The sequence below is a fragment of the Ruegeria sp. BHSA163 genome, from assembly GCF_059613365.1.
In genome coordinates, this window is sequence record NZ_JBXWSJ010000096.1 from 1 (window position 1) to 8159 (window position 8159).

Annotated in this window: 8 protein-coding genes; 6 read left to right on the forward strand and 2 right to left on the reverse strand. The window is 52.4% G+C overall.

Annotated features, from left to right (window positions below):
- A partial coding sequence (locus AC2FNV_RS22715) for a DUF6504 family protein (protein ID WP_496774611.1) occupies positions 1 to 1158 on the forward strand: 1158 nt, incomplete at its 5' end.
- A gap of 3 nt (positions 1159 to 1161) precedes the next feature.
- Here the strand turns inward: AC2FNV_RS22715 and AC2FNV_RS22720 are convergent.
- The gene (locus tag AC2FNV_RS22720; protein WP_170602936.1) at positions 1162 to 1887 is read right to left on the reverse strand and encodes an SDR family NAD(P)-dependent oxidoreductase; all 726 of its coding nucleotides are present in this window, start codon (positions 1885 to 1887) and stop codon (positions 1162 to 1164) included.
- Positions 1888 to 2113: 226 nt separating this feature from the next.
- Between AC2FNV_RS22720 and AC2FNV_RS22725 the strand changes: the two genes are divergently transcribed.
- The 5 genes from AC2FNV_RS22725 to AC2FNV_RS22745 are packed head-to-tail and all read left to right on the forward strand — an operon-like array spanning position 2114 to position 6320.
- Positions 2114 to 3445: an NAD(P)/FAD-dependent oxidoreductase gene (locus AC2FNV_RS22725; RefSeq protein WP_170602934.1), complete on the forward strand. Its 1332-nt coding sequence runs from the start codon at positions 2114 to 2116 to the stop codon at positions 3443 to 3445.
- Positions 3399 to 3944, forward strand: a complete 546-nt coding sequence (locus AC2FNV_RS22730) for a hypothetical protein (protein WP_170602932.1) — start codon at positions 3399 to 3401, stop codon at positions 3942 to 3944. The genes AC2FNV_RS22725 and AC2FNV_RS22730 overlap by 47 nt, the downstream gene beginning before the upstream one ends.
- Positions 3944 to 5167 (forward strand): MFS transporter, encoded by a 1224-nt coding sequence (locus AC2FNV_RS22735; protein ID WP_170602930.1) that lies wholly within the window; start codon positions 3944 to 3946, stop codon positions 5165 to 5167. Before AC2FNV_RS22730 ends, AC2FNV_RS22735 begins: the two co-directional genes overlap by 1 nt.
- Positions 5164 to 5781, forward strand: coding sequence for a DUF3833 domain-containing protein (locus AC2FNV_RS22740; RefSeq protein WP_170610564.1), 618 nt, complete (start codon positions 5164 to 5166; stop codon positions 5779 to 5781). The genes AC2FNV_RS22735 and AC2FNV_RS22740 overlap by 4 nt, the downstream gene beginning before the upstream one ends.
- Positions 5778 to 6320 carry a DUF3833 domain-containing protein gene (locus AC2FNV_RS22745; protein WP_170479663.1) on the forward strand — a complete coding sequence of 181 codons (543 nt, stop codon included), beginning with the start codon at positions 5778 to 5780 and terminating at the stop codon, positions 6318 to 6320. Before AC2FNV_RS22740 ends, AC2FNV_RS22745 begins: the two co-directional genes overlap by 4 nt.
- 123 nt (positions 6321 to 6443) lie before the next feature.
- Here the strand turns inward: AC2FNV_RS22745 and AC2FNV_RS22750 are convergent, their stop codons facing one another.
- Positions 6444 to 7874: a CAP domain-containing protein gene (locus AC2FNV_RS22750; RefSeq protein WP_170602926.1), complete on the reverse strand. Its 1431-nt coding sequence runs from the start codon at positions 7872 to 7874 to the stop codon at positions 6444 to 6446.
- Between the last annotated feature and the right edge of the window lie 285 nt (positions 7875 to 8159).

An 8159-nucleotide genomic window follows, 5' to 3' on the forward strand; every position in this document is an offset into this window, starting at 1 on the left:
AATGGCGACGCAATCAGCCAAGAAGCCCGTGCCACCCGCGCCCGGGCGGGCAAGCGGCGACACTGGACCAAAGGCGGAGCCGCACCGCAAGTGACGGCTTTGGGTGGCGGTGCTCGGATCGCGCCACCGGGGCATGCCTATAGCTCACTCAGCCCCCTACCTATCGCAGCATTACGGTTGGAAGATCAGGTTGTGACGCAGCTGAACCGCTTGGGCCTGCGCCAGATTGGCGATCTGTTGGGGCAACCTCGCGCCTCTCTGGCGCGGCGATTTGGGCGGGGATTGGTACTGCGGTTGGATCAGGCAATGGGTAGCGCACCCGAACCAGTCTCACCCGCACGCCCACCGCATCACTTTGCAGTGCGTATGACCCTACCCAACCCAATCGGGTTAATCGAAGACGTAATGGCCGCCATTGACCGGGTCCTGCCTACACTTTGCGCAAAGTTGGAAGAGAAAAGCCGCGGCGTCCGTACCCTGCGGCTTGAGGCGCATCGCGCCGATCAGGCGGCTGAGATTATCGAGGTGGGTCTGGCCCGACCGACCTTTGATAAACACCGCATTCGTCCTTTATTAGAGATGAAAATTGACAAGATCGACGCGGGCTATGGCATTGACATGCTACGGCTTGAGGCAGTGCAAACTGAACCCATCCACGCCCGTACGATGGCAGGCCATGCCGAGGCACGCCGCGTAGCCCGCAATCGCCTTGAAGGAAATACGGCTGTTGATGATCTAATTGGTAAACTAGGCGCAAGAGTAGGGCTTGAGGTGATTACACGGCGGCATCCCGCAGCCTCTCATATCCCCGAAAAAACCGCGCAGACATTGGCCGCGGCATGGTCAGAACCCGCCCACGACTGGCCCGCCCCGCCACGTCCCAGACCCTTGCAAATGTGGCAACCCGAACCGGTTATGGCGCCAGAAACCCCAGACGTGCCGAATACCTTTCGCTGGCGCGGGCGCGAGTGGCAACTGGCGCAAGCTACCGGCCCGGAACGGATTGCGCCAGAGTGGTGGTTGGATGATCCAAACTGGCGCAGCGGAGTTCGCGATTACTGGGTGGTAGTAACCGAACAAGGTGAAAGGTTATGGCTGTTTTACGGCCATGGCGGCACTATGTCTGCGGGATGGTTCTGTCAGGGAGAGTTTGGGTAGACTCTATTTTCCGCGATAAACCAGAAAATCCGGCAGATAGTCGATCAGGCGGATCAGCCACGAGAATGGGGCCGGGAAATCCGTACGGAAGCGGCGGCGCGACATCGCCTTTACCACCCGGGCCGCTGCATCCTCGGGCGTCATCAACATGGGCATCTTGAAACTGTTCTTTTCAGTCAGGCGCGTCTTGATAAAACCCGGGTTGACGATCCGCACCGTCACGCCGCTGCTCGCCAGATCATGCCGCATAGTCTCGGCCAGGGAAATCATAGCAGCCTTGCTAGAACCATAACCAATCGCGGCAGGCAGCCCGTGATATCCCGCCAGCGAACCGATCAGGGTAATTTCACCGTGACCAGCTTTAACAAAACCCGGAACAACTTCACCAAGCACGCGCAGGGCGCCCAGATAGTTCACATCGCTCATGACCAACGCTGACTCGGTATTCCAGTCCGTCGTACGCATCGGATCGTAAGCGCCTGCATTGTAAACCAACCCATCAATTGGTCCGGCTTCGGTCAAGGCCTTCTGGACAGACTCTAAATCAGTCACATCACACGGAACCGCCTTTGCATTGGCTAAGTCGTCACAAATCTGGGTCAACCGCTCTGAATTGCGGGCCGACAAAACCAGATGCGCGCCCTGACGGCTTAACTCCTCAGCCAGAGCACGACCTAATCCTTCGCTGGCCCCGACAATCCAATATGTTTTTCCGTCAAAACTGCTCATGGTTGGGCTATCCGGAACGTCTGGATCATAAGGATCCAACGTCTCAAAAAAGTTGCTTTGGACATCTTGTGGACATTACGTCTCAATGCTTCGTGTGGATCATCCTCGATCCGGAAGATCAGGCCAGCACTAAATATAGAACGTTTGAGAAAATAATCTAACTTGACTGATCCAATCGAGCGAACGCTGCGTATCCCTTTGTAAAATGTCGCACAAAGAGGATCATATGTTCGACGAGACACGAGGCGTACGCAAGAAAATCGCGATTGTAGGTGCAGGCATTTCAGGTCTATCCGCAGCTTACTATCTTTCAGAAGACCATGACATCACCATCTTCGAGGCAGAGCCTCGCCTTGGGGGACATGCCAGAACGGTGATGGCAGGCAAAAACGGTGATCAACCCGTTGACACCGGTTTTATAGTTTTCAATTACATCACCTACCCTTATCTCACCAAATTGTTTGAAGAGCTGAACGTTCCTGTCACAAAGAGCGAGATGAGCTTTGGTGCGACCATAGACAACGGTCGAATCGAGTATGGTCTGAATAACTTACGTACGTTGACTGCTCAAAAGCGCAATCTTGCACGTCCTGCATATTACAAGATGATTGCGGACATAGTGAGATTTGGCAAAGAGGCCCCGACTGCGGCACGGGATGACGACACCACAATTGGAGAGCTCGTGGATCAGCTGCGCCTGGGTCATTGGTTTCGTCACAACTATTTGATGCCTATGTGTGGCGCAATCTGGTCCACACCAACCGAGTTTGTTGATCAATTTCCAGCTCGATCCTTGGTTCAATTTTTCCGAAATCATGCCTTGATGGCGGGCGATCGCTCTAAGCAACACCAATGGTGGACAGTAAAAGGCGGCAGTATCGAATACGTACGTCGTCTTGAGGCAGCCTTGCGAACCCGTGGCTCAGACATTCGTTTGTCCGCTCCGGTTGACCATATCGAAAGGTGCGATCTGGGCGTCACCGTCTTCAGCCAAGGGCAGCCTGACATGTTTGATGAGATTATTTTGGCCACGCACTCGGATCAAACATTGTCGATCTTGGGCGATTCAGCGACATCGGTCGAAAGGGATGCACTCGGGTCGATACGATATCAGCCCAATAAAGCTTATTTGCATTGTGATCCAGGCCAGATGCCGCGTCGCCGGGCCTGCTGGTCAAGTTGGACCTATCGTTCAAACGGCGGCAATGTTGGCGTGACTTATTGGATGAACCGTCTTCAGAATATTCCTGACAGTGATCCACTATTCGTAACGCTGAACGCATCACCAGAAATCGCTGCGGATAAAATCTATGATGAAGTCGAATTTGCCCATCCGGTATTCGACAAAGCTGCCCTGCGAGCACAAGGGCAAATCCGCGAGATGCAGGGACAGAACCGAACGTGGTTTGCCGGAGCGTACAACCGGCACGGCTTTCACGAAGACGGGATTGCGAGCGCGATGCATGTCGTCGATCTGCTGAAACGCACCCCGCATAGAATCGGAGCTGACAATGGCATTCTTGAACCAGATACGGCTGTCTCTGTTGCGGCCGAGTAAATGCATCTGGCGCGTAGCGCTGGTAATTGTCTTGTTGTTGCCGCCAGCCTGGCTGGCGGCCTCGCCGCTGGCGGGTGCACTCAAAGACGCGCAACTTCGAGGGACTTCCACTTTTCGGTATCTGGGCCTGCCTATTTATGACGCAAAACTGTTTACACCTAGGGGTGGACCTTTCAGTTGGAATGAGGATTTCGGGCTGCAACTGACCTACCGAAAGTCCCTAAAACAGAAGGCTTTGGTTCAATCAACGCTCGATGAGATTGAACGCCAAGGTAACAAAGCTCCTTCGCAGACGCAATTGGAACAATGCTTTCAGGCAGTCAGTAAAGGCGACAGTTATCTGGCAATTTCCGAAGGTCCAAACCAAGTCGATTTCTGGCGCAACGGGAACAAGACCTGTGCGCTTTCCAGCCTCGGGATCAAACGGGCGTTCATGTCAATTTTCCTTGGGGACGACACCAGATCGGCAAACTTCACGCGACAGCTTAAGGGGCAATAATGCTGTATCCGCGTGTCAGCCTATACGCGCTTATGCTCGCTGCGGCGGGTATCCCGCTTTATATCCACCTTCCGCGATTTGCCTCGGTAAATCTTGGAATTGGGCTTGGCGTAATCGGGACTTTATTGCTGGCGATCCGGTTGGTGGACTTGGTCCAAGACCCCTTGATCGGTTGGGCGATTGATCGTTGGCCTGGCGCTCAATTGATGTTTGCCACCATGGCGGCGATTGGCTTGGCCGTCGGCTTTCCGCTGCTGTTCTCTTTACCGGAGGACGCCAGCATTCTGTCTCTTGTCGTTATCTTGATCCTGCTATTTTCCGCCTATAGCCTTGGGACGATTTTACTTTATGGTCGCAGTGCGACATTGGCCAAAAAACCGAACTCTGCTGAATTGATGAGGTTGGCCGCTTATCGCGAAGGCGGCCAATTGGCGGGAGTTATCGCCGCGGCAAGCGCCCCCGCATTGTTCGTGGCAATCGGCGCCGAAGCGCAAGGATATCCCGCGTTCGGAATGTTTCTTGGCTTTTTATCTATCTTTACCATCCTGCTGACATTCCCCATGTGGCGCCGAACTCCGATTACAGGGCAGGGCCTTTCTTTTGCCGGGCTTGGTCAGGCAGGTGCCCTTCGTTTACTTACGCTTGCTCTCGTCAATAGCCTGCCAGTCGCAATAACCTCGACTTTGTTCTTGTTTTTTGTCGAAGACCGACTGCAATTACCGGGGAAGGCCGGGCCACTGCTGATACTTTTCTTTCTCAGCGCAGGTACCAGCGTTCCACTGTGGGCCAAGCTTGGAAACCGAATAGGCCCCAAACAGACCCTGATCATCGCCATGCCATTGTCGATTGCCGGTTTCGTCGGCGCCGCCATGTTGCCGGCTGGCGAACTTACGGGTTTTGCATTGATATGCTTTGCTTCCGGAGCGGCGTTGGGCGCGGACATGGTTGTACTACCGGCGATGTTCTCGGTCGTTCTTACACGTTCTGGCTTGAATGCCTCAGCAGCATTTGGAATTTGGTCATTTGCTGGCAAGCTGGGGCTGGCTCTGGCTGCATTTTTTACTCTTCCGCTGCTTGAACGCAGTGGCTTCAATCCCGGTCAATCCAATTCCGTTCAGGCTTTAGAAACACTCAACTTAGCCTACGCCGTATTGCCCTGCGTTCTAAAGCTGGGCGCGTTTGGAATGGTTTTGACCCTACCTACAGAGGTAACCGTCAAATGAACTTTCTGATAGTACTCTTGCTGGTGGTTATTGCGCTAGTCGTAGTTCGAGGTCGGTTCCTCAGCTTTCGTGCGCAGACTCCTTCAGATTATGCTGATACCGGACCTCAGTTTTCACTCACAAAACACCTGAACGGAGAAATTCTGTCAGAAGGCTTAATTTATGGTCCCAACGGCAAAATGTCGAACAGCTTTGTTGCCCGAATGGTCGGTGAATGGGAAGGTAACTCAGGCACGTTGGCAGAGTATTTTACCTATTCCAATGGCAAGCAAATGACCAGGAAATGGCACCTCACTTTGGGAACGGGAAACAAATTTACGGCAACCGCAGAAGACATAGTCGGCGAAGGTCGTGGGATAGTTTCTGGCTCTACGGTCAAGTTGAACTATCGGATTATTTTGCCAGAGGATGCTGGGGGGCACACGCTGGAAGTAACCGATTGGATGTACCTGACGGAAAACGGAGCGATAATGAACCGGTCAGAGATGCGAAAATTCGGAATTAAAGTCGCAGAGCTGGTCGCAACAATGCGACCAGCGCCAGAGGCCGTCTTGAAACATCTACCCGGAACAAACGGCTTTGACGCAGAAGCAGCGCCGAGGACACTGCAATGATTGCTCGACGTTATCTTCTTGGAATTCTTGCGGTAACCGGACTTTTAGTTTTAGCAGCCTGCTCAGCAAAGCCGAGGGTTCCCAAAACATTTTTGTCCGACCGGCAATTGAACCTAGAAGAGTTCTTTGAAGGAAAAACCGTAGCGTATGGTCAGTTTCAGGATGTTCTGGGCAACATCCCGCGCCGTTTTACCGTTGAAATTGACGGAACTTGGGATGGTCGGACTCTGACATTAGTAGAAGACTTTGTGTACGACGACGGGGCAACGGAACAACGCGTTTGGACGTTGAACAAAACATCTGACGACACTTGGACCGGGACAGCACCCGGTGTATTGGGTACGGCAACCGGTATTGAACGCGGTGATACATTCAACTGGAAGTACAAGATCGACCTGCCTGTGAAAGACGGCACAATGCGTGTCAATTTCGATGATTGGATGTGGCTTTTGTCAGATGACCGACTGTTGAATCGAGCCTATGTCTCGCGCTTTGGCGTTCGTCTGGGTGAAGTAGTCTTGTTCTTCGAAAAGAAATGATGGGTGTCGCGGTTGGCGATGGACACCCAATTTCAGCCATACACCAAGCTTTTAGACCTTTGCGGTCAGGTGCGGTAAGAAAAACTACCAGTGTGTCCCCACGGTAAAGAAGGTTGGCCGCTTTCACGCAATTGATAACGCGTCGGTTTCAATACGCGTGACTGAAAATACAACGTCCTCAAAATCTTGATCACCACCGCCGGTAAGGTCTTCGAAACCGATAATCATTGCATTCCCACCGTCGGCAATTCCCGAAAGTGCATGTTGTTCATCGTCGGTATTCAGTAAGGCTTTTTCCGCATGGAACGTGTTTACACTGGCTGAGTTTCCATTGACAAAAAGTATTAGATCAAAGTCGTCGTCCACATCGGCAACTGCACCATTGCCGGCTCGAAACTCCAACACGTCGCTGTTTGACACATCGGCTGCCCAATCTGCAGCATTCTGAACAACAAAGAACCCGAGTCTGCTGCCATCCGCCACGTCTGAAATGGTGACTGAGCCAGTGTCGCGGTTGGTGTTGTCGTACAACAATCGCACATTGGCGATTTCGCCATTGTCGAGGATATCGTAGACCCCCAACACGTTATTGTACCCTGCGTGCCCAATATCGAGCAGTTCGACCTGAAAATCCGTCGCACCGTCACCTGACAAAAACTCTTTGTTGACCACGCCGTTGATCTGGTCTCGGCTTACTCTGTCCCCATCCGACAGGTCAGGAAGGTACTTGGCGTAACTTATGATGGTATTCCCGTCGACTGCGATTGCGAAAATGTCTCCTTCTGACCGCCCAGAAATGAGCGATATTGTAACATCTGAATTACCATCGCCGTCTAAATCCACCTCGATCTCTGAGTCTCTGTTAAATTGAATATTGGATCGGCCTGGTTGGACTCCTTCGAGGATTAGCTGATTACCTTCGTCAAAGTTGGTTATCACATCATTGTCTAGCTCTTCCGGAGTACCCCTGAGCGCGCCGCTCTCACTCTCTAGCGTGAATTGTTCAAGGGTTGGTGTCGCTTCCACTTCAGCGTTTTCCTCGGGAGCGATTGCCTGCTCAGACGGTAGGCTGTCGTCCGTTCCGGCATTTCCACCTTCGTCCAATTGGACACCGGCTGAAGTCCGTGCAAAGTTTTGCGTCACCATCACGGCAGGCACGCCCTGAAAGGTACCGATCTCGATCCCAATGCCGATGTATGCCAGTGCCGGATTGAGAATATTCGCCCTATGTCCATCGCTGTTCATCAACGAGTCATGCAAATTAACGACATCATCGCTGAAACCTGGAACACCGCGCTGGCTCTGCCATGCGATGTTTTCGGCGGTAGACCACGACCCGGACAAGACGAAGCCAGATTCGCGAATTCGTTGAGTCGCTGAGCTATCGCCTTCCCCAGTATGCGAAAATGTACCCGTTTCGAGCATCCAATCACTGTGCTCTTCTGCCGCCGCGTTAAGTCGAAGCTCTAACTGGACTGGATCAAGCCCACGCGAAACGCGCTCCGAATTAATCAGATTGAGCATTTCTCGTTCAAGGGAACTTGCTTCCGACATCACCGATCCTCCAAACTGCGGGCATAGTCAGAGGAAAATTTGTCTATAATTGGACAATTTGAAGCCACAAATTGCCTACGCACCCAAAACGGCGACTTCCTGCTGGTTTGGCCTTACTAATAAGCGGATTGACGATTCTTTATGCGCAATGCCCGCAGGGAATCTGAAACCCAATTTTTTGCTTGGTTTGTGTTGTTTGGGCAGTTTTGCGTTTATTATTCTTTTTTGGTTTTAGTTTTGGTGTTTTTTGTTTTTTTCAGACCTTTAGGTTATGAGGCTGACGAG